Origin of the sequence: Campylobacter showae (genome assembly GCF_900573985.1) — a bacterium.
In the GTDB taxonomy this organism is placed as follows: Bacteria; Campylobacterota; Campylobacteria; order Campylobacterales; family Campylobacteraceae; genus Campylobacter_A; species Campylobacter_A showae_E.
The window spans coordinates 1,901,793-1,926,215 of the sequence record NZ_UWOK01000001.1 but is presented as its reverse complement, the minus strand read 5'-3'; the positions used below and the strand labels follow the sequence as shown (position 1 = coordinate 1,926,215).

Annotated in this window: 27 protein-coding genes; 14 read left to right on the top strand and 13 right to left on the bottom strand. The window is 48.0% G+C overall.

Translation table 11 applies throughout. The annotated features are described in order from the left end of the window. Window positions 1-223: 223 nt before the first annotated feature. From EE116_RS09690 to EE116_RS09655, 8 genes are all read left to right on the top strand, one after another. Entirely contained in the window at window positions 224-835 is a 612-nt protein-coding gene (locus EE116_RS09690) for a hypothetical protein (RefSeq protein WP_122874242.1), read from the top strand. After that, entirely contained in the window at window positions 832-1,581 is a 750-nt protein-coding gene (locus EE116_RS09685; protein WP_122874241.1) for an ABC transporter permease, read from the top strand. The genes EE116_RS09690 and EE116_RS09685 overlap by 4 nt, the downstream gene beginning before the upstream one ends. Continuing rightward, window positions 1,578-2,270, top strand: coding sequence for an ABC transporter ATP-binding protein (locus tag EE116_RS09680; protein WP_122874240.1), 693 nt, complete (start codon window positions 1,578-1,580; stop codon window positions 2,268-2,270). The genes EE116_RS09685 and EE116_RS09680 overlap by 4 nt, the downstream gene beginning before the upstream one ends. Before the next feature lie 81 nt (window positions 2,271-2,351). Continuing rightward, window positions 2,352-3,272, top strand: coding sequence for an ABC transporter substrate-binding protein (locus EE116_RS09675; protein ID WP_122874239.1), 921 nt, complete (start codon window positions 2,352-2,354; stop codon window positions 3,270-3,272). Between the two features lie 123 nt (window positions 3,273-3,395). Then, the gene (locus tag EE116_RS09670) at window positions 3,396-4,178 is read left to right on the top strand and encodes a tetratricopeptide repeat protein (RefSeq protein ID WP_122874238.1); all 783 of its coding nucleotides are present in this window, start codon (window positions 3,396-3,398) and stop codon (window positions 4,176-4,178) included. Between the two features lie 236 nt (window positions 4,179-4,414). Further along, on the top strand, window positions 4,415-4,897 hold the full coding sequence (locus EE116_RS09665) for a flavin reductase family protein (RefSeq protein ID WP_241091679.1): 483 nt from the start codon (window positions 4,415-4,417) through the stop codon (window positions 4,895-4,897). A 109-nt stretch (window positions 4,898-5,006) separates the two neighbouring features. Beyond that, window positions 5,007-5,765 (top strand): SDR family NAD(P)-dependent oxidoreductase, encoded by a 759-nt coding sequence (locus EE116_RS09660; protein WP_122874236.1) that lies wholly within the window; start codon window positions 5,007-5,009, stop codon window positions 5,763-5,765. Window positions 5,766-5,875: 110 nt separating this feature from the next. Continuing rightward, window positions 5,876-6,526, top strand: coding sequence for an NAD-dependent epimerase/dehydratase family protein (locus EE116_RS09655; protein WP_122874235.1), 651 nt, complete (start codon window positions 5,876-5,878; stop codon window positions 6,524-6,526). Between the two features lie 78 nt (window positions 6,527-6,604). Here EE116_RS09655 and EE116_RS09650 read toward each other — a convergent pair whose 3' ends face one another. From EE116_RS09650 to EE116_RS09640, 3 genes are all read right to left on the bottom strand, one after another. Then, complete coding sequence (locus tag EE116_RS09650) at window positions 6,605-7,276, bottom strand: cysteine hydrolase family protein (protein ID WP_122874234.1); 672 nt, start codon at window positions 7,274-7,276, stop codon at window positions 6,605-6,607. A 126-nt stretch (window positions 7,277-7,402) separates the two neighbouring features. Then, window positions 7,403-8,401, bottom strand: a complete 999-nt coding sequence (locus EE116_RS09645; protein ID WP_122874233.1) for a sensor histidine kinase — start codon at window positions 8,399-8,401, stop codon at window positions 7,403-7,405. Further along, window positions 8,398-9,213 (bottom strand): DUF234 domain-containing protein, encoded by an 816-nt coding sequence (locus EE116_RS09640; RefSeq protein WP_122874232.1) that lies wholly within the window; start codon window positions 9,211-9,213, stop codon window positions 8,398-8,400. The genes EE116_RS09645 and EE116_RS09640 overlap by 4 nt, the downstream gene beginning before the upstream one ends. Before the next feature lie 115 nt (window positions 9,214-9,328). Here EE116_RS09640 and EE116_RS09635 point away from each other — a divergent pair, with 115 nt between their 5' ends. From EE116_RS09635 to EE116_RS12845, 4 genes are all read left to right on the top strand, one after another. Next, window positions 9,329-10,621: an aminotransferase class V-fold PLP-dependent enzyme gene (locus EE116_RS09635; RefSeq protein ID WP_122874231.1), complete on the top strand. Its 1,293-nt coding sequence runs from the start codon at window positions 9,329-9,331 to the stop codon at window positions 10,619-10,621. Next, complete coding sequence (locus EE116_RS09630) at window positions 10,618-11,250, top strand: SEL1-like repeat protein (RefSeq protein ID WP_122874230.1); 633 nt, start codon at window positions 10,618-10,620, stop codon at window positions 11,248-11,250. Before EE116_RS09635 ends, EE116_RS09630 begins: the two co-directional genes overlap by 4 nt. Before the next feature lie 479 nt (window positions 11,251-11,729). Next, a complete protein-coding gene (locus EE116_RS09620; protein WP_122874228.1) occupies window positions 11,730-12,230 on the top strand; it encodes a hypothetical protein in 501 nt (166 codons plus the stop codon). A 28-nt stretch (window positions 12,231-12,258) separates the two neighbouring features. Beyond that, window positions 12,259-13,134 (top strand): hypothetical protein, encoded by an 876-nt coding sequence (locus EE116_RS12845; RefSeq protein ID WP_241091678.1) that lies wholly within the window; start codon window positions 12,259-12,261, stop codon window positions 13,132-13,134. A gap of 259 nt (window positions 13,135-13,393) precedes the next feature. Here the strand turns inward: EE116_RS12845 and EE116_RS09610 are convergent, their stop codons facing one another. From EE116_RS09610 to EE116_RS09575, 8 genes are all read right to left on the bottom strand, one after another. Beyond that, window positions 13,394-13,945: an NAD(P)H-dependent oxidoreductase gene (locus EE116_RS09610; RefSeq protein ID WP_122874227.1), complete on the bottom strand. Its 552-nt coding sequence runs from the start codon at window positions 13,943-13,945 to the stop codon at window positions 13,394-13,396. 296 nt (window positions 13,946-14,241) lie between these two features. Further along, on the bottom strand, window positions 14,242-14,844 hold the full coding sequence (gene thiE / locus EE116_RS09605; RefSeq protein WP_122874226.1) for a thiamine phosphate synthase: 603 nt from the start codon (window positions 14,842-14,844) through the stop codon (window positions 14,242-14,244). After that, a complete protein-coding gene (locus tag EE116_RS09600) occupies window positions 14,837-15,619 on the bottom strand; it encodes a hydroxymethylpyrimidine/phosphomethylpyrimidine kinase (protein ID WP_122874225.1) in 783 nt (260 codons plus the stop codon). The genes thiE and EE116_RS09600 overlap by 8 nt, the downstream gene beginning before the upstream one ends. A 44-nt stretch (window positions 15,620-15,663) precedes the next feature. After that, the gene (locus EE116_RS09595) at window positions 15,664-16,392 is read right to left on the bottom strand and encodes a hypothetical protein (protein ID WP_122874224.1); all 729 of its coding nucleotides are present in this window, start codon (window positions 16,390-16,392) and stop codon (window positions 15,664-15,666) included. Further along, on the bottom strand, window positions 16,392-17,108 hold the full coding sequence (locus tag EE116_RS09590; RefSeq protein WP_122874223.1) for a basic amino acid ABC transporter substrate-binding protein: 717 nt from the start codon (window positions 17,106-17,108) through the stop codon (window positions 16,392-16,394). Before EE116_RS09590 ends, EE116_RS09595 begins: the two co-directional genes overlap by 1 nt. 60 nt (window positions 17,109-17,168) lie before the next feature. Beyond that, window positions 17,169-17,990, bottom strand: a complete 822-nt coding sequence (locus tag EE116_RS09585; protein ID WP_122874222.1) for a basic amino acid ABC transporter substrate-binding protein — start codon at window positions 17,988-17,990, stop codon at window positions 17,169-17,171. Window positions 17,991-18,002: 12 nt separating this feature from the next. After that, complete coding sequence (locus EE116_RS09580) at window positions 18,003-18,731, bottom strand: amino acid ABC transporter ATP-binding protein (protein WP_122874221.1); 729 nt, start codon at window positions 18,729-18,731, stop codon at window positions 18,003-18,005. Continuing rightward, window positions 18,724-19,434 carry an amino acid ABC transporter permease gene (locus tag EE116_RS09575; RefSeq protein ID WP_002948422.1) on the bottom strand — a complete coding sequence of 237 codons (711 nt, stop codon included), beginning with the start codon at window positions 19,432-19,434 and terminating at the stop codon, window positions 18,724-18,726. The genes EE116_RS09580 and EE116_RS09575 overlap by 8 nt, the downstream gene beginning before the upstream one ends. Before the next feature lie 139 nt (window positions 19,435-19,573). Here EE116_RS09575 and putP point away from each other — a divergent pair, with 139 nt between their 5' ends. After that, complete coding sequence (gene putP / locus EE116_RS09570) at window positions 19,574-21,064, top strand: sodium/proline symporter PutP (RefSeq protein WP_122874220.1); 1,491 nt, start codon at window positions 19,574-19,576, stop codon at window positions 21,062-21,064. Continuing rightward, on the top strand, window positions 21,065-22,312 hold the full coding sequence (locus EE116_RS09565) for a DUF2130 domain-containing protein (RefSeq protein ID WP_122874219.1): 1,248 nt from the start codon (window positions 21,065-21,067) through the stop codon (window positions 22,310-22,312). It abuts the gene before it with no gap. 680 nt (window positions 22,313-22,992) lie between these two features. Here the strand turns inward: EE116_RS09565 and EE116_RS09560 are convergent. Next, window positions 22,993-23,856 carry a CbrC family protein gene (locus EE116_RS09560; protein WP_122874218.1) on the bottom strand — a complete coding sequence of 288 codons (864 nt, stop codon included), beginning with the start codon at window positions 23,854-23,856 and terminating at the stop codon, window positions 22,993-22,995. Window positions 23,857-23,951: 95 nt separating this feature from the next. After that, window positions 23,952-24,368: an SseB family protein gene (locus EE116_RS09555; RefSeq protein WP_122874217.1), complete on the bottom strand. Its 417-nt coding sequence runs from the start codon at window positions 24,366-24,368 to the stop codon at window positions 23,952-23,954. Window positions 24,369-24,423 lie beyond the last annotated feature (55 nt).

The window sequence follows — 24,423 nt, the reverse complement described above, 5'->3', positions numbered from 1 at the left end:
TAAATTTAAGGAGAAAACATGCGAAAAAGCATGCTAAAAGAGTTAACGAGGCTTAAAAAAGCATACCAAGACTCGTGGTAAATCGCAGAAAAAGCAAAAGCCGGACATAAAAGTCTACCCGTTTTCTTATAAATTTGGCTTCCAAAGCCGTCTTTTTGCTTTCAAATGATACAATTCTGATTTCAATTATTACATTTTGTCTTTAAATTTGACGGGAGTTCTCATGAAAAAACTGGTTTGGCTAAATCCTGTTGTAAAAAGTATCTACGACTTTGCGACGCTTAAAGAAATTTTACAAAACAAAGGCTTTAGCGTAATGGAGTGCGAAAAAGACCACGTTAATAGCGTCAAAAACGCATACAAAAATGACCTCGCGCAAAAGGAACTCATCTTTGATAGTCGCTGTCCTAGGGCTGCAAATTTCATCAGGGCAAATTTCAAAGAGCACGCCAGCCTCATCTCAAATTTAAACCCTATTTTGATTGAAAGCGCCACCGAGCTTAACTCAAAGCTAAAAGAGGACGAGTGGCTCTACGTGACGACGCCCTGCGAGGACTTGGCCGAGCTTGGCAGGGGGCTAAATTTAGAGCGAACCACATTTTTGACGTGGAAAAGCTTTAGGGAGCAAAACGCTATAAATTTAAAGATGCGTAGTATCGAGCAAAGTCCGATACCGCCGGGATTTTTTACAAATTTAGGCGTAAAAACTCTAAGCCTTGGCAATAAAGAAAAGATACAAAACGCCCTTTCATATAAATTTAGCGAGTTTAAAAACTACCGGATCATCGAGCTTTTGTACTGCGAAAACGGCTGTCACAACGGGGATGGGCTGTGAGGGAAATTTTTAAAAAGAGCATTTTGATCCTAGCGATCTTTGTCATCTGGCAGGTCGTTTGCGAGCTAGAAATCTTCACGCCGTATATCTTGCCAAGTCCGGCAGCGACGCTAAAGACGATGTATGGCATGAGCCTAAGCGGGGAGCTTGCTACGCACACTATTATCAGCTTTAAGCGCATATTTGTAGGATATACTCTTTCTTTTGCCCTAGCGCTCGTGCTTGGCGGTATAGCTGCGCTTTTGCCAAAGATCAGCGTTTATTACGAGTGGATACTGGAGTTTTTTAGAAACATCCCGCCGCTTAGTTTGATAGCCATTTTGGTGCTTTGGTTTGGTATAAACGAGACGCCAAAGATCATTATTATCATCCTGGCCTCATTTTTCCCGATGTTTTTAAGTATCCAAAAAGGGCTAACGAGCTGCGACGTGAAGCTCATCGAAGTTGGCAAAATTTTTGGCTTTAGCAAATTTGAAATTTTTTACAAGATCATCCTAAAAAGCGCGTTAAAAGATATCTTTGTCGGTATGCGAATAGGCTTTGGCTACGCCATGCGCGCGATCATCGGAGCTGAAATGATAGCGGCTTCAAGCGGGCTGGGATATCTCATACTTGACGCCGAGGAGCTTTCGCGCGCGGATAGGATATTTGTGGGCATTTTTACGATCGGCGTTTGCGGCGTGCTCATAGATAGGCTCTTTTTGCTTTTGATAGCTAAATTTAGCCTTTTGCGAGGTGAGAAATGATAGAAATTTCAAATTTATCCAAGCATTTTTTTATTAATGGCAAGCGAATTGACGTTTTAAGAGAGCTAAATTTAAGCATAAAAAAAGATAAGATCACCGTCATACTTGGCAGAAGCGGATGCGGCAAAACTACGCTTTTACGCCTTATAGCGGGCCTTGAGAGCGTAAGTCTTGGCGAGATAAAATTTAAAGAGCCTGCAAAGATCGGCTTTGTCTTTCAAGAGCCCCGCCTCATGCCGTTTCTAAACGTCTATGAAAATATCGTTTTTCCGCTTAAAAAGCATGGGATAGAGGCTGCAAAGATAGATGCTCTCATATCTATGATAGGGCTTAGCGATTTTAAATTTGCCGCAGTTTCGCAGCTATCCGGCGGTATGAGCTCGCGCGTTTCGCTTGCGAGAGTGCTTGCATATGAGGCAAATTTGATCCTCATGGACGAGCCGTTTGCGGCACTTGATGCATTTACGAGAGCTAGCATGCAGGCTGAAATTTTAAAAATAAAAGCCGGCAAAACTATCCTTTTCGTCACGCACAACATCGACGAGGCGCTGTTTTTGGCTGATGAGATCATCTTGCTCGAAAAAGGCGGTATAAAATCAAACTACGATCTATCAAATTTAGCAAGACCACGAGATCTGCTAAGTGAGGAGCTAATAGCCGTAAAACGCAAAATTTTGAGTGAAATTTAGGATAAAGATAGATGATAATTAAAACCAAAATGAAGCAAAAAATTTATATAATCCACAAAATTTAAATCACAAGGAGTAAATATGAGAAAGTTTTTCAAGGTTTTATGTGCAGCCTCTTTGCTTTGCCTCGTCGCAAACGCAAGCGAAGGCTTAGACAAGATCGGCATGACCTACGTCAAATCGCCGCTAAACGTCCCATCGATCGTCGATAAATTTAAAGGATTTTACGCGAAGTCTTTTGGCGTGCCGGTCGAGTACTCTGAGATCACCTCGGGTGCCAAGCAAACGCAAGCACTAGCTTCAAATTCGCTCCAGTTTCTAAACTGCGTGGGCGGCACTTCTGTCATACTTGCAGCTGCAAATAAGGCTGACATAAAGATCATAAGCGCATATTCAAGGGCGCCAGAGGCATTTGTGATATTTTCTAAGGACCAAAACATAAAGTCGCCAAAAGATCTAAAAGGTAAAAAAGTAGCAGGCCCAAAGGGCACGATCTTAAACGAGCTTTTGGTTAGATACCTAGCTCTTGGAGGGCTTAGTATAAACGACGTAGAGTTCATCTCTATGGGTATCCCGGCTGCGCAAGCCGCGGTAGAAAACGGCAGCGTAGATGCAGCGCTTCTTGCAGGACCTGCTGCCTACAACGCTCAAAAATCAGGCCTAAATGTAGTCACAACCGGCAAAGGCGTTATCACTCCGGTCATCGTCACGGCAACAAGTGGAGAGTTTTATAAAAAGCATAAAGACGTCGTTGAGAAATTTAAAAAGGCTCAGGACGAAATTTTAGACTATATCAAAGCAAACGAGGATGAGGCGCTTAAATTTACAGCCGAGGAGACGGGGCTAAGCATAGAGGCGGTAAAGAGTATGTATCCTCAGTACGACTTTAGTCCAAAGATCACGGCTGAAGACATAAAAGCGCTTGAAGCTACGCAAGAATTTATGCTTGAAAGCAAGATGATCGAGCAAAAAATAGATATAAAATCACTTCTACTAAACTAAAATTTAAAGGGCAAATTTGCCCTTTAAATTAGCCTCAACACCTTGCAAAAAGCTACAAATTTTAATTATAATAATGGGCATTAGCCTCGCAAAGGCACTAAGAAAATAAATTTAAGGTATAAAATGAAAAATTTGATCGCGTTGATACTTTTTGCTATCGCGGCTATGGCCAGCGAGCCCAAAAAAGGCGAACTAAGCCCCGAAAAAGAGGCGTTTTTAAGCGCGAGGTACGAGGAGCTCAAAAAATCTTGCGCCCAAAAGGACGCAAGAGCCTGCAAGCGAGTGATCTTGTTTTACCAAAAACAGCCCAAAAAGCAAAACGAAAAAGACATCCGCGAGGCGATGCAAATTTTGCTTGATGCGTGCAAGGATGGTAAATTTGACACATGCGCGGCAGCGGGCGAAATGCATATAAATAACAAAGATTTCATCGCCGCAAGGGAGATTTTGATCCCGGCTTGCGATAGCGGCTATCAGGATGCTTGCGTGATTTACGGCAAGAGCCTTGAGGCTGACGGCGCGCCAGGCAAGGACGAAAAACGCGCGAAAAAACTATACGAAACCGCATGCGAAAAGGGCTCGGCGCTAGGATGCGAGCATCTGGGGCTAGCGATCGGCAGCAGCGCGCCGGAGCAGGCGGTCGGCTATCTGCGCAAGGCGTGCGAGATGGACGCTTGGCGATGTTTTAGATTCGGCACGATGGCGATGCCTTATGGGGCCAAGGAAGGGGTAATGGCGCTTGTTAGAAGCTGCCACGAAACAGATATGCTCGCTGGCTGCATCATGCTAGCTAAATACCACGAAAAAGAGCTACTCGAGATCGCGGGCGAGGCCGAAGTAAAGCGGCTGCACGCGAGGCTTTGCGAGCTGGTGCCGTACGGAGAACACTGCGAAAAGGCGCGGTAAATTTAACTAAATTTGCGGTTTTGGATTTGAGATAGGGCGGCTCGGCGAGGCGAGGTAAATTTAAAGTCAAATTTGAAAAGCTCGCCAAGGCGGCTCAAAAAAGCGGGCAAATTTAACAAAAACCAGGTCAAAGGAGCAAAAATGGCGATCATAAAAGTCGATCTACAAAAATCATATCCCAAACCCCGGGCGCGACCACGCTCGTATCGGCCAAATACGATGGCGACGTCAATGCGATGGCGATAACGTGGGCGCAGGCGCTTGATTATGACAAGGTTACCATCGTGCCGCATAACGGCTCGTACACGCGGACGCTCATCGAAAAGAGCGGGTATTTCGCCGTGCAGATCCCCACGGCCGCGCAGGCGGAGCTGGTTAGCGAGCTGGGCGCCGAAAATAACTCGCGCTTTGATAATGCGGACAAGATGAAAAACGTGGAAATTTTTTATCAAGATGAGTTCGACGTGCCGCTGATCGCGGGCTGCGCCGCATGGCTCGTTTGCAAGCGTATCCCCGAGCCTCATAACGAGCAGAGCTATGATCTTTTCATCGGCGAGGTCGTCGCGGCGTATGCGGACGAGCGGATATTTGACGGCGGGCACTGGCTGTTTGAAAAGATCCCTGACGAGCTAAAGACGCTTCACTACGTCGCCGGCGGTCGGTATTATCTGGACGGCAAAGCGGTGGATACCAAGCGCACGCCCATAAGCGGCGAGTAAGTGGCCCGCAAAACGCGGGCGAGTTTGTAAAATTAAGATGAAAGCGCGCGTGAATACGCGGCGAGCTTCGGTAAAATTTCAAGCCAAAGAATCTAAAAAAGGATAGAAAATGAAAAAATATATCGCGATTACGGGTGCAAGTTCTGGTATAGGAGCAGCTACGGCGAAGGCCTTTGCCGGGCGAGGAGAAAATCTAATCCTAATCGCGCGCAGAGCGGAGCTGCTGCAAAGCTTAAAGGACGAGATCGCGCAGATCGCGCCCAAATCGGACGTCGTGATTAAAATTTGCGACCTTGCGTGCAGCAAAAACGTCCGGGTGCTTTGGGAGGAGCTAAAAAGCTACGAGCTAAAGGCGCTCATCAATAACGCTGGCTTCGGAGATTACGGCGCGGTCGGCGAGCGCGATCTATCCAAAGTCTCGCAGATGTTACGTCTCAACATCATTTCGCTCACGCTGCTAAGCCACCTCTTCGTGCGCGATTACAAGCATAAGCCCACTCAGCTCATCAATATCTCCTCCGCGGGCGGCTACAGCATGGTGCCAAACGCCGTCACCTACTGCGCGAGCAAGTTTTTCGTAAGCGCCTTCACTGAGGGCTTGCACCGAGAGCTGGCGCAGGATAAAGACGCCAAAATGCAGGCTAAAGTTCTAGCGCCCGCCGCGACTAGGACGGAGTTCGGTCCCGTGGCGACGGATGACGCAGGCTACGACTACGACGCGGCTTTTAAGCGCTATCATTCAAGCGAGGAGATGGCGGAATTCCTGCGCGCGCTTTACGATAGCGACGCGTGCGTGGGCGCGGTGGATCGAAACAACTTCGAATTTAGCTTGGGGGCTGCGCGATTTGACTACGCGGGCAAACGCTAAATTTATGCATTACGCGTCGCGAGACGAGGCGTAAAATTTGAGTAACGTAGCGCCGGAGTTAAATTTGACTGTAAAGCGCGTTAAAATTTAAAGAAATTTAAGGAGTGAAAATGGGAAAATCGGCTCTTGTGCTAGGCGCTACTGGCGTCGTGGGTAGGGAGTTGGTGCGCGAGCTTTGCGAGAATGAAAACTACGACAAAATCATCGTTTGGGCGCGCAGGGAGCTAAAATTTAGCCACGAAAAGCTAGAGACGCAGATCGTAAATTTTAGCGACGTAAAAAACATGCCGCCGCGCGAGATAGACGAGATATTTTGCGCGCTAGGCACGACGATGAAGCAAGCCGGCAGTCGCGGGCAGTTTTATAAAATAGACGTGAGCTACCCCGTAAATATCGCAAAATGGGGCATCGCCTCGGGCGCTAGCCGTTTCGCGCTCATTTCGTCGCAGGGCGCTGATGAGCGGTCGAGATTTTTTTATCTGCGCGCAAAGGGAAAGGCGGAGAAAAAGATCGCCGCGCTGGGTTTTAAAAGCCTGCAAATAGCGCGGCTGCCTGCGATAAAAAGCGAGCGCGAGCAGGTGCGCATGGGAGAGCTTTTTACGATTTGGCTGTTTGGGCTTTTGCCGAAATTTATCTTAAAGAACTACCGTCCGATGAGCGCGAAAGATATCGCGACCGCCGTCATCGCCGCCGCGCAGACGGAGGCTAAGGGCATGCAAATTTATCATCCGAGGGATTTTGCGCAAACGCACGGCAAGTAGCCAAATTTCGCGCTTTAGCTCAAATTTGACTCCGCTAGCAGTCTAAATTTGCTAGCCGCTCCGCCCGCAAAATCGGCGCTAAAATTTAATCCCTCGCACGACCTGCGCGCCAAGACCCGTTTGCATATGCCGCAAAAACATCGCGTGATAAAAGTCCCCCTCGTGTCCCGGCGCGTCGTAGGTGGCGACGAGGCTTGCCGGCACTAGGACTTTGCGCCCGATATTTGCCTCGTTTGCGCTAAGCTTTAGGTGCGAGACTAGCTGATAGACGCATAGATCTGTGCAGTCGCCGAGTACTACGAAGGTGTCGATCTGCGGATTTTGCGCGATAAATGCGTTAAAATCGGCGCAGTAAGCCGCGCTCAGGGAGTTTTTGCGAAAGATTTTTATCTCGTCAAAAAACGGCAGATCGCGCAGCTGCGGTATCGTCTTCGCGCCATCGGTGCCTTTGATAGCGTGCGGCGGAAATGCGTCAAATTCCGCGCAGTTTGCCTCATGGCTATCCTCGAGCAGCACGAGATTTCTCGCGCCCGCCGCGTAAGCCGCGCTAAAAGTCTGCACTATACCGTCCGCGATCGCGCCCACTCGCGGGCTAGCTAGCGGCCCCATGCTGCAAAATCCCTCTATCATATCCACGCTGATAAAGGCGGTGTTTGCCGCGTCGCCCGCTAAAATATCGCTAAATTTGATCTCCTTTAGCTCCTCAAACCACTTCGCCAAATCCTCTAAGATTTTCGCGTCAAATTTCATTTTCTCTCCTTGTTTTGATTGTTTTTACGTTCGTTGTTCGGCTCGCCGAAGCCAAACCTTCCGCCGCCCCAAATTTTCTTAAATTTAAACTCCGCCTAGAGCATTAAATTTCATCAAATTTGCCGCCTAGCCGCGCGTTTTAGCAGGCAAATTTACGCAAAAGCTCTTTGGCTCAAGCTCGATCTCGATGCTGCCGCCGTGGGCTTGGACGATCTGTAGGCACAGGTGCAGGCCTAGGCCGTTGCCTTTTAGCTTGCTCGTTTTAAAGGGCTCAAAGACCATGGCCTGGTTTTTGATCGGCACGCCGCTATCGGTCACGGTAAATTTATGTTCGCCCTCGCACTGCTCGTAGTCCACGCGCACCCAGCCGTCATCATCCTCGTTTTCCTCGACCGCATCGATAGCGTTAAATAGCATGTTTTGAAACACCATCGCCAGCAGATCGCGGTCGCCCACGTAGGGCAGGTCGGGGAAATTTAGGCTAAATTTGATCTCCTTGCCGTATGTGTAGCACTCTATTGCCGCCTCGCACTCGCTTTTTAGCTCGGCTAGGTTAAACTCGCGCGCGTTTATCGTTAGGCCTTTGGTGAAAAGCAAGGTGGCCTTGATGATGCGCTCGACGCGCCAGATCGCCTTTTGCATCTGCTCGACGACGGGGCGAGCGCGCTCGTCCGCCTTTTTTATCAGCGTGGAGGCTAGCAGCGAGATCGAGCCCACGGGGTTGCGTATCTCGTGGGCGAGGTGGGCGGCGACCTGACCCATCGAGGCTAGGCGCTCGGTGCGTTTTTCGGTCGTTATGTCGGTTGCGGAGATGATTTTTTTGCCCTCTTTTTGGGCGATTTTGATGAGATAAATTTGTCCTGCGGCGCTTATCTCGCCTTCATTTTGCGGGATAAATTTTAAAATTTGCCCGAGTTTTAGGGCTTCTGAGTTTTGTAAAAATATCTCGCCCGCCTCGTCCAAAACCCAGATCGCATTGGGCAAAATTTCTACGATATCTTTGATGAAGCCTTGCAAATTTGCATACGACGCGGTTAGGTTTTTATACTCGCGCTCTATCAGGTAGGTCTGCTCGATCAGGCTTTTTAGTCCGTCTTGGACGCTGGTTTTGTCGATCTGGGTCATAAAAGCTCCTCGAAATTTTCTAAATCAAAAAGTAAAATTCGGTCGTTTTTTAGGCGGCTTACTTCGTTGCTAAAACCGCTTTTGGAAAATAGCGCGATGGCGTCGGGCACAAAGCCTAGCCGCTCGCATTTTTTAAGGAGTAAATTTACCACGTTTTTGCAAATTTTATGCTCTTTAAATTTAGCTTCTCCCACGACGATGCGACCTTCGATGCTCAAAAATATATCTATCTCGATATTTTTCGCCCACAGGCTGCGCACTCGCGCGGGCTGGGCGCCTAGTCTAAATGCTAAAAGCTCGCGGCAAAGCAGCTCAAAGCCAAAGCCCGCGTACGAGTCAAACTCTCGTCTGATAATCTCCATCAAAGCGGCCTTTTCGCCGTTTTTTAAAAGGGCAAAATTTGGCTCGATGAAATAAAACCAAAATCTAGTAAAATTGTCGTTAAAGACCACTTTATCCTGCGCCTTATCGCGCTCGGGCAGTTTTTTAGCTTTTTGATATTTGCTTTTTACGCGCGGTTTTTCCAGCGTCTTTTCGATACTAACCACGCCCGAGTTTATCGCGGCGGCGTAAATTTTTAGGATGAGAGGGCGGGGCAGAAATTTATTTAGGGCGTATTTTTTGCGGTCGTTTTTAGCAAGCCTGCAAAGGGCAAATTTAAGCTCGCTCTCAAAAGGCGCGTCAAAGCTAAATTTGAGCGACAGATCTTCAAATTTATCTAAAATTTCCTTTTCGATCGCCTCGAAAATATCGTAATAATTCGCCTCAAATTTTAGCGCGTCAAAGACTAGATGAAAGTAAATAAGCTGCAAGATATCAAGGTGCTTAAAGCGCGCGTAGCTTGATTTTAAGGCGTAGATTTTTGCTCCTTTTTAGCCCATTTTAGCACAACTTTGGTTATAATCTCTTTTTTTATAAGGAAAAATTTTGGTTAGCATCGACGAAATCAGGAAAAATATTATTTTAAAAAAGGGCGTGCGCTACTTTGACTACACGGCCTCGGGCCTATCCTACGCGCCGATCGAGCGTAGGATAGCAAAATACCTAAAAACCTACGCCAACACGCACTCAGAAAGCGCCTCAAACGCGCTAAAGACGCAAAAACGCTACGAAAAAGCAAGGCAAAGCTTAAAAGACGCGCTGGGGCTTGACGAGCGATTTTATCTGATCTCGGCAGGCTGCGGCGCGACTGGAGCTATAAAGAAATTTCAAGAAATCATGGGGCTTTATCTGCCGCCTATGAGTGCAAACCGCCTGGGCGAGGAGAGTCTAAAGGGCGCAAATTTACCCCTCGTCATCGTCTCGCCCTACGAGCACCACTCAAACGAAGTCAGCCTGCGCGAGGGGCTATGCGAGGTCGTGCGCATACCGCTAAGCAAGAGCGGGGAGATAAATTTCGGCAGGCTCGATCAACTGCTCAAAATCAACTCAAAGCGCGAAATCATCGGCTGTTTTAGCGCGGCCTCAAACGTCACGGGGATAATCAGCGACTACAAAAAAATCTACGTGATGATGAAGCGATACGGCGCGACCGTAGCCTTTGACGCGGCTAGTTTTAGCTCGCACGACAACCTCGACGCGGACTACTTCGACGCGCTATTTCTATCGCCGCACAAGCTTTTAGGAGGCGTGGGTAGCTGCGGACTGCTCGCGATAAGAAAAGAACTCGTGAAATCAGACAAACCGACCTTTGCCGCGGGCGGGACGGTTAGCTACGTGAGCCGTAGCTCGCATTTTTTCGCGCCAAGCGTGGAGCGCACCGAGGAGGGCGGCACCCAGCACGTGATGGGGCTCATAAGAGCCGCACTAGCATACAGACTGCGAAACGAGATCGGCCTAGACGTCATAAAAAGCCGCGAGGATGAGCTCACGAAACAGTTTTGCGAGGGGCTGGATAATATCCCCGAGGTCGTGAGCTACTGCCCGCGCGCAGTGCCGAGATTGCCGATTTTCGCGTTTAACGTAAAAGGTGTTTCGCCTTATGATTTCGCCGAAGCGCTGAGCGAGGACTATGGCGTGCAGACACGTGCGGGGTGTGCTTGCGCCGGCCCGTACGGACACGATCTGCTCGGGCTAAAAGACGATCAGAAATTTGATCAAAAACCCGGCTGGGTGCGCGTGAGTCTGCACTATTCGCACACGCAAAAAGACGTCGCCTATCTGCTAAAGGCCATCAAGAAAACTATTAAAAAATTTAAAACCAAAAAGGATAAGAAATGAATAAAATTTTAGCCGCAGCCATATTTGCTCTTTGCGCCATTTGCGCGCAGGCAAAGCCATATAGCCCCGAGCAGTACGCAAAGGTGCTGCGCGAGTACAACTCCGTTGCGGGCGCGAACAACTACTTTGAAAGCGGTAAATTTAAAGAGGAATTCGAGCTTCGCAAAAAATACTGCGACGAGGGTCTAAGAGACGCCTGCGGGGATCTGGGGCTGCTCTACGTTACTGGTCTAGGCGTGCCAAGAGATAGCAAAAGAGCGGGCGAACTACTAGGGTACGCCGCTAAAAACGACGAGTTTAAAGCCATATCGCAGTACTACGAAGCCGCACTTGACATAGCTCGCGCGGCGGAAAAGTACCCTGACGACAAGGTCACGCAGCACCTAGGAGCCGAGTTTAAAAACTCGCTAGAGCAGTGCAAATCCTACAAGGGCGACCGCCACGTGTGCTTCCGCGCGCTAGTGATCAGCGGCATGCTGCCAAAGGGCGAGGGCGGCCTCGGGCTATCTCAGGCCGAGTTTGCCAAGACATGGGAGGATATCGTCGTGAGCGACGTCGAGCGCAACGGTATGGACGACTCGAAAGTAAATGCGCTAGCAAAGGAGCTGGAAGGACTAGCGGCGCGGTAAATTTGCGGGCTTTTACGGCGTAAATTTGCTTTTTTCGGTCAGGCGATCCGTCAAATTTGACCGTCCGCGCTTTTGTCTTTTTGCGGGCGGCTTCGCGTTTCATGTAAATTTAGATTACTCGGCTCAAATTTGAGTCGGCGATTGCTAGGCTTAAATTTGGGTCGATTTTTGGGTAAATTTATCGAGCGGTGCATAATTTGTTTTTGCCCAAATTTGACTGCTTTTTACGGGCAAATTTGGCTCGCTTCCGGCGGCATTTTGCGGCTTGCGAGCTTTTGCCCGGCGGGCTTTACGGCTATCTTTACGGCGTAAATTTGCTAAATTCTTCTAGCGCTCAAATTAGCTCGTCAGGCTTAAAGTCTTTGCTTGCGCTTTTTTGCGCATGCGGTCAAATTTACGCGCCCGCGCGGGTTTTGCCCCGCTCAAATTTGTGCGGCGTTAATTTTTACGAATTTACAAAAACTTTGGAGAAAATTTAGATGCGAGATTCGCGCGAGTTTCAGGTCTTAGCGGGCGAGGTAAAAAACGTGAGATGGAATGCGGCGACGGACGAGTGCGCTTTTGAGATCGCGGGCTCGAAATTTAACGCCAAAATTTCTAAAGATCGCCTCGTGCCGCGCGAAAACGACCGCCTAGCCGTAGCCTACGGCGAGCAAAACGAGGTTTGGAATTTTAAAAATTTAACCTCGGGCAAGTGGCTCAAAAACTACGCTTGGCGCGCGCACTTTATACTATCTTGGGCGGCGATCTTTGATATCGTTCCGGGTAAAATTTTAGGCGCGATTTTTGCGATACCTATCATTTATCTAAGCAAGCATTTGTCCGAATTTGCAGGCATGGCAGCCTTGTTTGCCTTTGTTGTTTGCCTGTTTTTATCGCTGCCATTTTTGCACATATACTGGAGCGAAAATAAGAGCTTAAGCGGCACCGTCGAGGCATATCTAACTGTAAGAAAATTTTTAAATGAGATAAATTTATAAAATGGCGTCAAATTTAAGGGGATTTTTGATGAAAACGCAAAACAGCTTAAATCTACTCAGCGGCCGCGCGGGTTTGCTTGAGTGCGTCTATAAAGACAAAAGCGGATTTGATTATAGCTTTAGCTTGGAGGATCAAATTTTAAACATCCGCTCGCTACAAAGTCCGCTTCTGCCGGTAAATGACGGCGATGAGATGGTGGTCGTTTGCGATAAAAAGGGGCGGGTTTTGGGGCTAAAGAATCGCTCCCTAAACTCCGCGGCCTGGTACGCCTACGAGCCTAGCCTCTTTTTTGCGGCTCTATTTTTCGTGCTGTTTTTGTTGTTTGGCGTGGCCGGCGTTTGGGCGATTTTTTCGGGCTTTGACGGACGGCAGCCACTTTTTGGCACCTTGCTGCTTGTTTTTGGTTTTAGCTCTCTTGCCTTTGCTTGGTTTAAATATCACCGCGAGGCGTCATTGGGTTTACGCGTTAGATTGATGCTTGGCGCCGCAAAAGAGCCCAAGGTAAACGGCGAGGTTAGCGGCACGGCGCGAAATCTAAGGATTTTTGAGATGAAAGAGAAAAATTATTTTAGCGTCACTATCGGCGATACGTTTTTGTGGGGTAGCAGCCCTAAAAAGCTCGCCCTGGAGCTAGTAAACGGCGACGAAGCGAGCGTAAAATACGAAAATTTCAAGGTTTTAGAAATACGAAATCTCAGTAAAAATCTGACGGCGAAAAAATCGCAAGGCTTTTTTGAGAGGGGCGTTAGTTTTATCGCGGATATCGCGATCAGCCTTTGCGCGGGACTTGTTTTGCTCTATTCGGGGACGATGGATTTTTGGTTTTCGCCTTTTGCGGGGATTGCCGGCTTGATAATCTTGCTCGGTGGATTTGGATTTAACGTGTTTTATAAAAAAGATTAGCCTTCGGCGAGGCTTAGCAAATTTGGCACGGAAACTTCAAATTTGAGCCCGTTCGCCGTAAATTTGACGCTCAAATTCGGCTTAAAATTTGAGTAGCGTAAGCGGACTCGTCAAATTTTAAGCCTTACAAAAACGCTTACAAATTTTGCCGAGCGCTAAATCGCGTAAATAACGGCGATAAAGCTTAAATTTAGCGCGGTCTCCGTGATTTATAGCGAGGCAAATTTACGCGTAGCAAGACTAACTGCGACCGTCAAATTTAGCCTAAATTTCGCAAAAACTCCGCGTATTCTCTAGCTCCGCGCTCTAAATCGCCCTGGCTTGATACGTAGTCCACGCCCGGGGTCTCCTCGGCGCCGTAAAATGCGAAAAAGTCGCGGTAATCGGCGCGAAAATAGTATTTAAATGCAAGCTCAAACGGCGTAAGAACCTCGCGCAGGCTAAAATGATAGCGTCCTTGCGGGCAGTAGTCGCTCTTTTTGATGCCTGCGGTCACGGCTAGCGCCACCTTGCGGCCCGCGATACCGTCCGAGCCGCGCCCATAGGCAAAACCGTGCGTCATCACCGCGTCGATCCATGATTTTAAAATCGGAGGGCAGGAGAAGTTGTGAAGCGGAAACTGCAAAACGAGGGCGTCGTGGGCTCTGATGAGCTCTTGCTCGTGCGCGGCATCGATATCGCCGCTCCCGTAAACCTGCGTCAAATCATGAACGCTAAAGCGCTGCGGCTCTTTGAGAGCTTCTTGCAGTAGGCGTTTGTTTATGACCGAGTTTTGGATGCCCGGGTGAGCTAAGATGATTAGAGTTTTCATTTTTTTCCTTTTTAAATCGAGTAAATTTTAACTGTCGGCAAGCGCCACCTCAAGCTCGCAAATACGCTGTTTCAAACCCAACGGGGTAAATTTGCGCCGGCGGCACTACCGTAGAGCTATCAAGCACGGTGTTTCAAACCCCAATGGGGTAAATTTGCACTGTTGATAGGCTCTCCGCTCTCTTTTAGCGCCTCGTTTCAAACCCTATCGGAGTAAATTTTGGCGGACTCGGCTTAAATTTTAGCGGAGTATTGCACGGTTTAGCGGCGCAAATTTGATGTAAATTTAGATCATTTTTACAAAAACGCTTGCAAATTTCGCAAATTTTCTTTTATGGATGCGGGGCGGTAGAGCGCTGAGATAACGGCGATGTAGCCTGGATTTAGAGCGGCGATTTGCGCGATATTTGCCGCGTTTATGCCGCCGATCACGCAAACTGGGATACGTAAAATTTCCTTTGCGCGCATTATAGTTTCAAATTTGCAAAGCGGAGCGTTTGGTTTGGTCGGGCTCGCAAACACGGCACCAAATGCTGCGTACGAAGCACCCTCGTCCTGTGCCCTTAGCGCCAAATTTAAGTCGTCGTAGCAACTAACGCCGATGAAAGCGTCCTCGCCTAGGATCTTGCGAGCGGCCTTTACTCCGCCGTCGTCCTTGCCGATATGCACGGCGTTTGCGCCTATTTTTGCGGCAAATTTGACGTCGTCGTTTACGATAAATCTCGCGCCGTAACGCTCGCAAAGCTCTTTTAGCGCAACAGCTACGCGCTCGTTTTTTGGCTCGATTTTAGTGCGGTACTGCAAAACTTTCACTCCGCACTCTAGCAGCTCGCGAGTTTGTTTGAGTACGCTGTTTTCGGGCGTTAGGATGTCGTCCGTGATAGCATAAATTTCAGCCACGGTTTGCGCCCGCTGCTTTGTGATCTAGTAGCCGCATGCCGAAATTTGAGCCGTGGGCGTTTTTAATCGCGTTTGCGACAAAGGCTTTGGCGAGTCTGATCGCCGTTACCTCGTCTGCACCACACGCTAGGGCGCATGCGATAGCCGTGGCAAAGCTACATCCCGCGCCGTGCATGATTGTGGGACGCTCTAGCGGCTCATTAAATTTAACTACCTCGCCGCTTTTTTTATAAAGCGTATCCTCGCAAATCTCGCTCGTTTGAGTGCGTTTTAGCACCACGTCGCAGGGCAGATCCGCACCCAAATTTAACCGCTCGCCGTCAAAATTTAATCCCAAAATGCGCGCTTCGTCTAAATTCGGCGTCGCAATGCGGGCGAGGCTTAAAAGCTCTTTTAGCGCGTTTATGGCGCCCTCTTGCAGTAGCTTGGCGCCTGATTTCGCCACGCAGACGGGGTCTATCACGGCGCTTATGCCTCTGTTTTGCTCTAGCCAGGCTTTGACGTAGGCTATGAGCTGTTCGTTAAAGAGCATGCCGATCTTTACGGCGTCAAATTTTAGCTCGGTGCAGACTGCTTCTAGTTGCGCGTTTAAAAACTCGGGCGTTACTGGCATCACCGCGCTCACGCCGTTCGTGTTTTGCGCGGTTAGTGCAGTGATCGCGGTCGCGCTGTAGCAGCCGTAGGCCTCGCAGGTTTTTATATCCGCTTGCACGCCGGCACCCCCGACGCTGTCGCTGCCTGCGATGATTAGGATATTTTTTTTAGGATTTTTCATTGTTTTGCCTTGAGCGGTTTTGTTAAATTTATCTTTGGGCGAATTTATCTGTCGCCAAAATCCTTGCCAAACTCGACGCCTAGCTCCTTTAAATTTACGGGGCCGTTTCCTTGCGACTCCATCGGCGCAGGCACGGTTTGCGGCTGCGTTTGAGCAGGTTGCGAGCCTAAAGAGTTTTGCTCGGTTTGATCGTTTTTAGTGGCGTTACTTTCGGCTTTTTTAGGTTTTTTCTTCTCTTCTTCTAGCTTTTTGCCGGTTAGGCACTCGTAAATTTCCGCGTGATTTTTCTTTACCCAGTCCTCTTTGACCTCGATTTTTTGGTACTCTTTGCTAGTAGGCGCGGCAAGGCCGTTTTTGACCAGGGTTTTGTTTAGGATTTGGCTTTCGTCGCTTACTTCGCACAGCCATCTATCGCCTAGATTTTTTAGCGTGAGTACATAATAGTTGCGCTCCGGACGAAATATCTTTTTGATCTCTTTGTCGTAGGATTTGGTGAAATTTTCCAGCTCTTTTTTATCTTTTATGCATTTTGAGCCATCGTAAAATTTAACATTTGCAAGCTTGCAAGGGGCGATCACGGCGGCGTTTAGCCTAAAGACGAAGGTATTGTAGTCTAAAATTTTTTCTAGAAAAAGGACCTCTTTGACGACTTTTTCGCGTTTGGATTTGGTTGTTTGAGTGATTTGCATGTCGGTAAACTGGGCAGCCGAATTTACCGACAGCAAGGCTAAAGCGCAAAATTTAAGCAGAGTAAAAAATGCGCCTTTTTTCATTATTTCAGATCATATCTTTCTAGCAGTTTGTCGTAGCTGCCGTCTTTTTTCATCTCATCAAGCGCGGCGTTTATTTTAGCGATTAAATCGGCTTGCTTGCCTTTGTCAAACGCCATAGAAAAGCCCTCGCTACCGTCGTTTTCTTTGTAAAATTCCTCAAGCTCCGGATTTTTCTTTAAAAACCCGTAACCGATCGAACTATCAAGCACTACCGCGTCTATTTTGCCCTTTTTTAGTCCCATGATTAGCGGAACCGGATCCTCGGCAGGCACGACTTTAGCGCCTGCGATAGCGTTAGCGGCGATCTCTTGGACGGTGCCTTGTTGTACGCCCACTCTTTTGCCGTTTAGAGCCTCTTTGCTCGCAATAGCGTCGTTGCCTTTAGCGCGCAAATAGATATTTTCCGTAGCGTAGTAAGCCTGCGTGAAATCAACCGACTTTCGTCTATCGTCGGTCGCACTCATAGCGCTTGCTACGGCGTCGATCTTGCCCGTTTTTAGAGCTGGGATTAGGCCGTCAAAGCTCATATTTACGATCTTGTACTCAAAACCCGCGCGTTTAGCGAGTTCTGCGACTAGATCCATGTCAAAGCCCGTGATTTTGTTTTGCTCGTCCACGTACTCAAACGGCGGATAGTTGGCGGCTGTACCGATCTTTAGCTCGGCAGCGCCAAGCGTAGCTAGAGCCGCTAAAAGCAGCGCAAAAATCTTTTTCATTTTCTCTCCTTTAAATTTGGTTTCAAATTTAAGCCCGCGTTTTGGTGCGGGCTCGCAAATTTACTTCAGGCCGTATTTTTCCATCATCTTGTCAAATTCGCCGCTCTTTTTGAGCTCCTCTATCGCGGCGTCTATCTTGCCGATTAGCTCTAGGTGCTTACCTTTATTAAACGCTACGGCAAAGCCTTCGGTGCCGTCGGGAAGCTTTAAAAACTCCTCCAAATCAGAGTTTTGCTTTAGATACTCGTAGCCGATCGGGCTATCTGTTAGCACTACGTCGATTTTGCCCGCTTTTAGCGACAAAATCGCAGCCGCTACGGTTTCTGCAGGCACGGATAGGTCGCCGCAGATAGATTTAGCCGCGCTCTCTTGCAGTGTGCCTATTTGTGCGCTTATTTTTTTGAGATGCATATTGGTCGCATTTACGTCAGCGCCTTTTTTGCGGATGAAAAGATTATCCGAAAAATAATAAGGCTTCGTAAAATCGACCGATTTTCGTCTCTCCTCAGTCGCGCTCATGCCGCTTAATGCGGCGTCTATCTTGCCTGTTTTTAGAGCAGGGATTAACCCGTCAAAGCTCATATTTTGTACGTCAAATTTGACGCCGATTTTCTTGCCGACGGCTTCTATCATATCGATTTCAAAGCCTACGATCTTGTTGTGCTCGTCGATATACTCAAACGGCGGATAGTCCGCGCTCGAGCCCACTCTTATCGTTTGCTGTACCGCTACGGGGGTTGCCTCGTTTTTTACTGCGGCGTCTTTGCTTGCTTTTTCATTCGAGCTTTGACCGCAGCCTGAAAGCATCAAAGCGGCGGCTACGAAAACGAAAAGTTTTTTAAATTTGCCGGCGGACAAAGCCGCAACGATGTTTTGTGACATTTTGACCTCCTTTTAGTGGTTTAAAATTTTACCTAGAAAATCCTGCAAACGCTGATTGCTAGGGTTTTCAAATACGTTTTTAGGTGTGTCATCCACGGCTATTTTTCCGCCGTGCATGAAAAATATTCTATTTGCCACGTTTTTAGCAAAGCCCATCTCGTGAGTGACGACTAGCATCGTGATGCCTTTTGCGGCGACGTCTTTCATGATGTCTAGCACTTCGCCGATCATCTCGGGATCTAGCGCGCTGGTTGGCTCATCAAAGAGTATGACCTCGGGATTCATCGCTAGGCTTCTAGCGATTGCTATACGCTGTTTTTGACCGCCCGAGAGCTTGTGCGGGAAGGCGTATTTTTTATCGCTTAGACCCACGCTTTTTAGTAGCTCGTCGGCTTTTTTTTCCGCGCTTTCTTTATCCAAAATTCCTGCTTTTATCGGAGCTAGGGTTAAATTTTGCAAGACGTTTTTATTTGCAAAAAGGTTAAAGTGCTGAAAAACCATGCTCACTTTTTGGCGGATTTTGTTTATATCCGTTTTTTTGTCCGTTATATCCTCGCCGTTTATCTTGATGTGCCCGCCGCTTGGCTCCTCTAGGCGGTTTATGCAGCGCAAAAACGTGCTCTTTCCGCCGCCGCTAGGACCTATGATAGCGATGATTTCGCCTTGTTTGATATCTACGCTGATGTCGTCTAGGACGCGCAAATCGCCGTAATTTTTACTCAAATTTCTAATCTCAATCATGGCGATTTAGCCTCCTCTCTAAAATTTTAACCAAAAACGTAAAGAACTTCACGCTGACGTAGTAAACTATGCCCGTGAAAATCACGGGCTCCGGACTATAAAATACCGCTTGCAGGCTTTTGCTTTGCATCGTGATATCGATGACGCTGATGTAGCCTACGACCGAAGTCTCTTTAAACAGCGAGATAAATTCGTTCGCAAGCGCAGGCAGGATGTTTTTAGTCGCCTGCGGGAACACCACCTCGCGCATCGAGACGTAGTAGTTTAGGCCCATCGCCCTTGCGGCTTCCATCTGCCCTTTATCGACGCTATTTATGCCGCTACGCACGATCTCTGCGACGTAGGCGGAGCTGTTTAGTCCAAGCGCGATCAAAGCGACGTAAAAGTTATCGCTCCAAGTAGCAAAAATCACGACCGAAAATATAAGAAGCTGCAAAATAATCGGCGTTCCGCGCAGGATATCTACGTATTCGTCGATGAGAAAGCTTAAAATTTTGATATTTAAAAATTTTAAAAACGCCAAAATAAAGCCCAAAGTCACGCCGATAGCCGTGCCGCCGATAGTGAGTCCTAGCGTCACGCCGTAGCTTTTAAGGTAAGCTAGACGTTGCGCCTCGTTTAACTCCGTCGGATAAAAATAGTAAACGCCCGCGGAGACGATGACGACGAAAAACAGCGCCCTGAAAAATTTTTCGTTTAGCATTTCTTAAACCTTAAAAGTGTAATGGGGGTTAATAATACGAAAAAAAATATAAATTTAACCTTTTTTACGCGAAAAAATTATCTTTTAAACAAATTTATCATATTATCGTAACTCAAATTTAAAAAACCGAGGGAAATTTATGGACTATGCACGCTATATCGCCATCGCGCTGTATTTTGGATTTTTGCTTTTCGTGGGGCGATACTCTTATAACAAAAACGCCAATATGGGCGAATATCTGCTCGACAACCGCCGCCTAGGGCCGGTCGTAACGGCACTGAGCGCCGGAGCTAGCGATATGAGCGGCTGGATGCTACTTGGCGTGCCGGGCGCGCTTTATGCTACGGGACTGGCTACGATTTGGATGGTTTTGGGGCTTGTTATAGGAGCGTATTGCAACTACCTGTTTTTAGCAAAGCGCCTGCGCGTTTATACCGAGGTTGCGAGCGACAGCATCACGATTCCCGATTTCTTGCAAAATCGCTTTAAAGACGAGACTAAAATTTTACGCATAGTCTCCGGCCTTTTGATTTTGATATTTTTCACGCTTTACGTTAGTAGCGGGATAATCGCGGGCGGCAAGAGCTTTGAGAGCTTTTTTGGCCTAGATTTTAAATTTGGCGCGATTTTTACGCTGGCTATCGTCGTTTTTTACACGTTTTTCGGCGGTTTTCGCGCGGTTTGTATCACGGACGCGTTTCAGGGCACGCTGATGTTTTTGGTTTTAGTCGCCGTGCCTGCAGTAGCGTTTTGTAACCTAAATTTGCCCGACGGCGCTACGTTTTGGAGCGAGGTGGCTAAATACGGCAAAAACCACCTAAACGTCTTTTACGGCCAGACTTTTTTAAGCATTTTGGGACTTATGGCGTGGGGGCTTGGATATTTCGGGCAGCCGCACATCATAGTTAGATTTATGGCGATACGAAGCTCAAAAGAGCTAGCTCAGGCACGCCGCATCGGTATCTGCTGGATGGCGATCGGCTTAGCCGGAGCGATGATGAGCGGACTGATCGGCTTTGTGTATTACAGCGAGTTAAATTTGCCTCTAGCCGATCCTGAAAAGGTCTTTTTGCAGCTTGGCGAGACGCTGTTTCATCCGTTTTTCGTGGGTATCATCATTTCAGCCGTACTTTCAGCTATCATGAGTACGATCTCTAGCCAGCTTTTGGTTAGCGCAAGCTCGGTGACGCAGGATTTTGTATTTGCTTTTTATAAAAAAGAAATCTCTCAAAAAGCTCAGGTTGCAGCTGGTAGATACGCTGTCGTGGTCGTCGCGCTAGTGGCTACCGCGCTTGCTTTTAGCTTTAACGAAAGCGTGCTAAACGTCGTGGGTTACGCGTGGGCGGGCTTTGGCGCGAGCTTTGGGCCGGTGCTGCTTTTTAGCCTTTACTGGCGCAGGATGAGCGCGCTAGCGGCTTTGCTCGGTATGATAACGGGCGGAGCGACGGTGATCGCGTGGATAGCGCTCGGGCTAAATTCTTACGTTTACGAGATATTGCCTGGCTTTGCGGTCTCTTGCATCGTGATTTATCTAACCAGCCTCTACGGCGACGCGATAGACAAGATGAGCAACGAGCCAAACTCGGCCACCGTGCAGGACGAATTTGAAAAAATGAAAACGAGGCTGTAAATGCAAAGTAGCGTAAAATGCGGTAACTGCGGCGCCGAAGTCGATGTAAATTTGGCTCTAAAAACCGAGCTTGAGCTTGAAATGAAGCAAAAAATGGCGGCGGCTAGGCGAGATTTTGACAAAGAGATCGAGATTAAGAGGGCCGAATACAAGGCGCATTTAGACGCTTTAAACGCGAAGGAAAAAGAATTCGACGCCAAATTTGCCGCAGCCCTAAACGCTAAAAAAACCGAGCTTGAAAATGAAATAAAAGCAAAACTCGAGGGTGAAAATTTAAACATAGTAAACGCCCTAAAAACCGAGCTTGAAGCTAAGTCAAAGCAGATAAACGAGCTAAATTTAAAGACGCTTGAGATAGAAAAGCTAAAACGCGAAAAGAGCGAGTTTGAAAGCGCGCTGATGGCTAAAACCGAGGCTGAGCTAAGCAAGCGCCTAAACGAGGAAAAAGAGCGGCTAGGCAAGGCTTTGGCAGAGCAAAACGAGCTAAAATTTAAGCAAAAAGACGAGCAGCTAGAAGCGCTAAAAAAGCAGCTAAACGAGGCGCAAAGGCGCATAGAGCAGGGCAGCGAGCAGCTACAAGGCGAGACGCAAGAGCTAGCTATCGAGGCGTGGCTGCGGGAGAAGTTCGTATTTGACGTCATAGACGAGGTTAAAAAGGGGGCAAACGGCGCAGACGTGATGCAGATCGTAAATACCCGCGAGGCGCAAAACTGCGGCAAAATCTACTACGAAAGCAAACGCACGAAAAATTTCTCAAACGAATGGATAGAAAAATTTAAGGCCGATATGCGCGCATCGGGCGCCGACGTCGGAGTGCTAGTTAGCGAGGCGCGGCCAAAGGAGCTAGAGCGCATGGGGCTGGTTGACGGCGTATGGGTGTGCAACTATGAGGAGTTTAAGGCGCTTTGTTTCGTGCTAAGGCAGGGCGTCGTGGAGCTAAATTTTGCTAGGAACTCCGCGCAAAACCGCTCAAACAAGATGGAGATGCTCTACTCGTATCTCGTCAGCAACGAGTTTAAGATGCGCATTGAGGCTATCGTGGAGGGCTTTTCTGCGATGAGCGAGGAGCTGGAGCGCGAGAAAAACGCGATGAAACGCATCTGGAAGAGCCGCGAAAAACAGATCGAAAAGGTGCGCGACAACGCGATCGAGATGTTTGGCTCGATAAAGGGGATCGCTGGAAATGCGATAGGGGAGATAAAAACGCTGGAGCTTGGGTTTGATGCGGGTGATTTTGATTCCCCGTAAATGACGGATTTTGGAATAAATTTTTCTACGCCCGCCGTAGTCACGGACGACTAGTCCGCTCCTTTGCAGGCAAGAAAATTTATTTAAACTACGCCTATTCTGTCTGGAACACTTGTTTCATATCTTCCTAAATTTGTAAATTTTATCTGCCGAGACCCGTATCTTTAAGGCGCTAAATTTGGTTTTCAAATTTGATGCTATGTGTTAAATTTCTTAAAAACAAAAATGATTGTCTAAAGTTATCTTGCTTCTTTGTTAAGGGGGGCTTGAATTACGCTCTGTTTTGCAGCTCTCAAAGAGAGTGCAAGCACAAGGCGAGGCAAGGTCGAAGCAAAAGAGCTCCCTTCCCCCTTAACAATCCTCTATCCCCTACGATGTGAGAGGTGGCGACATAGCTTTGCTGACGCAAAGCGTCGCTGGGTTTTTAAATTTGCAAATTTGCGTCTGCTATAAATTAAAAAGATGTGTAGCGCGTAAGCGCCAAATCTAGACCTGCACGCAGTGCAGCAACTTCTAACGTGCAGTGGGGCTGGAGGGGGCTTCTGCGTCGTTACACTCGCAACTGCGAAGCAAAGCGTAGTTTAAAACCCTTCAACATAAAAGCAAAACAGCATCAAATTTAGCTAACTCAAATTTTACGTTTTCAAGATGCAAGTCCGGGCGAGTAAAATTTTTCAAATTTAGCTTGCATCGACATAAATTTTATACTTGCCGCAGCGGGCGCAACGAAACAGATAGCCCGCCATGTCGCCGCCCGCGATGAGGTAACTCTGCACGTCCTCTACCGCAAATTCCCCGCGCAAGGCGTAGTCTGCAAACACATCTTCCGCTATGCCCATCTCCTGCAGCTCCTTCGTGCCTATGTCGCCTAAAAACTCGCAGTAGTCGTCGCAGCAAGCAAGCCGGTGCTCTCCCTGCCAGCTAAAATATCCGGGCGTCCTTTTAAATGGCTCCTCGGTTTTAGCCTGTGCGTCCGAAGTGCTAGGCGGCAGAGGATCTGCGTCCTGGATAAAACTGGCGTCAAATTTCGCTGCAGCCGCACCGCTAGCGATGCAGTGCGGGCAGAGGTAGTTTACGTCCTCCACGCTGTAAACACTACCGCAATAATACGCGTCAGTCGCCTGCCCGCAGCACTCGCAAACCACGCTTACACCCTCTTTAAACACCCCCGTTTTAAAAGGATCCGGGTGGTAGCGAAAATGAGGCAATGCCTTTAGCTTTTTGCTTTGGCGCGCCGTCTCGCTAGCTGTTTTAGGAGGCTTTATCGCGCCCGCATTGCCGTTTTTTGCATACTGCTTCAGATAGCCGAGCTTTTTGAGTTGCTTTCTGTCCTTCGCATCGCAAATTTTACCGAGCAGTTCGCAGGCGCTCTTTTTAAGTCCTAGCAGCTCGTAAACGTCCACGAGCACAAGCTTTGCCTCTGTTTCATCGAATTTTTCGAGCTCGTCTTTGAAGTCATACAGTGCCAAAACGCTCGCCGCTCCGCCGTCAGAATCCCAAAACGCCTTTTGAAGCGCGATATATCTTTGTCTAAGCTTATCCATCTTTTCCCCTCAAATTTGCGGGCGGTACTGTTTTTAAAATTTAAATTTTACAGAGCGCGCTTGATGTTTTAGAGGATGCCCGTTCGGGTCAAATTTTACTCCGTGCAGATTGCTTTGAGCTTTGCAAGATCTAAAATCAAACTATGCGAAAACGCGTCTATCACGACTCCTGCATATTTGCCCTCAGCGCTTTCTAGCATAGCGGCGTAGTCTTTTAGGTGCAGATTTATCGCCTCCTGCTCGGCATCGTTTCGCCATCTCATCATCTCGCCCCTGCTAGAAAACGCCGGGAAATAGCTAAGTCCGCTCTCCTCGTCTTCTAGTAAGACAAATTTGATATTTGAGCCCTCTTCTTCATAAACCGCGCTGCCGTCGGGCTTTGCTAGGGCTTGGTTTATGAGTACGGGAGCCAAAAACTCGGCCTTTTTTAGCGCCGCGATTAGTGCCTTTTCGCTCTGCTCGCCGCCGTCTAGTAAAAACGCGTCTATGAAATCGTTTAAATTTTCGTTCATCTTTTACCTTGGATTAAATTTGGCGTATTATACATTTTTGCGTTTTTAAATCAAA

Coding starts and splice junctions, on each gene's coding strand:
- EE116_RS09590 (WP_122874223.1), bottom strand. CDS start 17,108: ATGAAAAAGATTTTTGCGCTGCTTTTAGCGGCTCTAGCTACGCTTGGC.
- EE116_RS09680 (WP_122874240.1), top strand. CDS start 1,578: ATGATAGAAATTTCAAATTTATCCAAGCATTTTTTTATTAATGGCAAG.
- EE116_RS09565 (WP_122874219.1), top strand. CDS start 21,065: ATGCAAAGTAGCGTAAAATGCGGTAACTGCGGCGCCGAAGTCGATGTA.
- EE116_RS09580 (WP_122874221.1), bottom strand. CDS start 18,731: ATGATTGAGATTAGAAATTTGAGTAAAAATTACGGCGATTTGCGCGTC.
- EE116_RS09650 (WP_122874234.1), bottom strand. CDS start 7,276: ATGAAATTTGACGCGAAAATCTTAGAGGATTTGGCGAAGTGGTTTGAG.
- EE116_RS09575 (WP_002948422.1), bottom strand. CDS start 19,434: ATGCTAAACGAAAAATTTTTCAGGGCGCTGTTTTTCGTCGTCATCGTC.
- EE116_RS09560 (WP_122874218.1), bottom strand. CDS start 23,856: ATGGATAAGCTTAGACAAAGATATATCGCGCTTCAAAAGGCGTTTTGG.
- EE116_RS09600 (WP_122874225.1), bottom strand. CDS start 15,619: ATGAAAAATCCTAAAAAAAATATCCTAATCATCGCAGGCAGCGACAGC.
- EE116_RS09555 (WP_122874217.1), bottom strand. CDS start 24,368: ATGAACGAAAATTTAAACGATTTCATAGACGCGTTTTTACTAGACGGC.
- EE116_RS09610 (WP_122874227.1), bottom strand. CDS start 13,945: ATGAAAACTCTAATCATCTTAGCTCACCCGGGCATCCAAAACTCGGTC.
- EE116_RS09585 (WP_122874222.1), bottom strand. CDS start 17,990: ATGTCACAAAACATCGTTGCGGCTTTGTCCGCCGGCAAATTTAAAAAA.
- EE116_RS09675 (WP_122874239.1), top strand. CDS start 2,352: ATGAGAAAGTTTTTCAAGGTTTTATGTGCAGCCTCTTTGCTTTGCCTC.
- EE116_RS09690 (WP_122874242.1), top strand. CDS start 224: ATGAAAAAACTGGTTTGGCTAAATCCTGTTGTAAAAAGTATCTACGAC.
- EE116_RS12845 (WP_241091678.1), top strand. CDS start 12,259: ATGAAAACGCAAAACAGCTTAAATCTACTCAGCGGCCGCGCGGGTTTG.
- putP (WP_122874220.1), top strand. CDS start 19,574: ATGGACTATGCACGCTATATCGCCATCGCGCTGTATTTTGGATTTTTG.
- EE116_RS09630 (WP_122874230.1), top strand. CDS start 10,618: ATGAATAAAATTTTAGCCGCAGCCATATTTGCTCTTTGCGCCATTTGC.
- EE116_RS09665 (WP_241091679.1), top strand. CDS start 4,415: ATGGCGATAACGTGGGCGCAGGCGCTTGATTATGACAAGGTTACCATC.
- EE116_RS09645 (WP_122874233.1), bottom strand. CDS start 8,401: ATGACCCAGATCGACAAAACCAGCGTCCAAGACGGACTAAAAAGCCTG.
- EE116_RS09670 (WP_122874238.1), top strand. CDS start 3,396: ATGAAAAATTTGATCGCGTTGATACTTTTTGCTATCGCGGCTATGGCC.
- EE116_RS09595 (WP_122874224.1), bottom strand. CDS start 16,392: ATGAAAAAAGGCGCATTTTTTACTCTGCTTAAATTTTGCGCTTTAGCC.
- EE116_RS09660 (WP_122874236.1), top strand. CDS start 5,007: ATGAAAAAATATATCGCGATTACGGGTGCAAGTTCTGGTATAGGAGCA.
- EE116_RS09655 (WP_122874235.1), top strand. CDS start 5,876: ATGGGAAAATCGGCTCTTGTGCTAGGCGCTACTGGCGTCGTGGGTAGG.
- EE116_RS09620 (WP_122874228.1), top strand. CDS start 11,730: ATGCGAGATTCGCGCGAGTTTCAGGTCTTAGCGGGCGAGGTAAAAAAC.